The 739-nt window shown below is 64.3% G+C and carries 2 protein-coding genes; both read right to left on the bottom strand.

The features are described 5' to 3' along the window. A partial coding sequence (locus FRW57_RS22395) for a twin-arginine translocase subunit TatC (RefSeq protein ID WP_203230514.1) occupies positions 1 to 279 on the bottom strand: 279 nt, incomplete at its 3' end. Between the two features lies 1 nt (position 280). Further along, positions 281 to 739: Sec-independent protein translocase protein TatB (tatB, locus tag FRW57_RS22400; protein WP_203230515.1), on the bottom strand; the 459-nt coding region annotated here is incomplete at its 5' end.

Here is a 739-nt window from a genome sequence, read left to right on the forward strand (position 1 = left end):
GATGATCGGGAAGCTGAGGCAGAAGCCTGCAAACAGCGCCACCTTCAGCTCGACGAAGAAAACCTCGTAGAGCTTGGTGAAGATCAGCTGCCCCTCGCCATCGGGGAAGGCGCCCTTGAGCGGCTGGATCAGGAAGCCAAGGATCGGGTCCGCGAAATAGAGGCAGATGGCGAAAGCGACGACCAGCGCGGCAACACAGCGCACCAGCCGCGCGCGCAATTCGATCAGATGGTCGAGCAGCGGGGCCTGCGTGTCGTCGATGTCCTTGATGACCGCCACCTCAGCTGTCCTTTGTCGGCGGAGGTTCGAGGGGAAGCGGCGGCTCGTCGGAGTGTTCGGGCGCCCTGGTCGGTACCGCCCGCTTGATCGCAGCCTCGGCGGCGGCATCGGCCTCCTCGGGCAGCGGTGGCGGGTCGATCGGCTCCATTTGCGGAGGCACGAGATCCTCCGGCGCTCCCCCGGCGGCTTCATCGCCGGTCGGATACTTCGCCATGATCTGTTCGTTCCGCTGCTTCCACTTGTCCTCCATCTCCTCGATCTCGGACTGGCGGATCATCTCGTCGACACCGGCGCGGAAATGGTTGGACATGCGGCGCATCTTGCCGATCCAGCGGCCCGCCATGCGCATGGCTTTCGGCATGTCTTTCGGGCCGATCACAAGGATCGCCGCGATGACAATCACCAGCAGCTCGCTGGCGCCGATATCGAACACTTGCGCTCTCCGGCCTGCGTGCGGATT

This window comes from Segeticoccus rhizosphaerae, from assembly GCF_009192725.1.
In the GTDB taxonomy this organism is placed as follows: Bacteria; Actinomycetota; Actinomycetes; order Actinomycetales; family Dermatophilaceae; genus Segeticoccus; species Segeticoccus rhizosphaerae.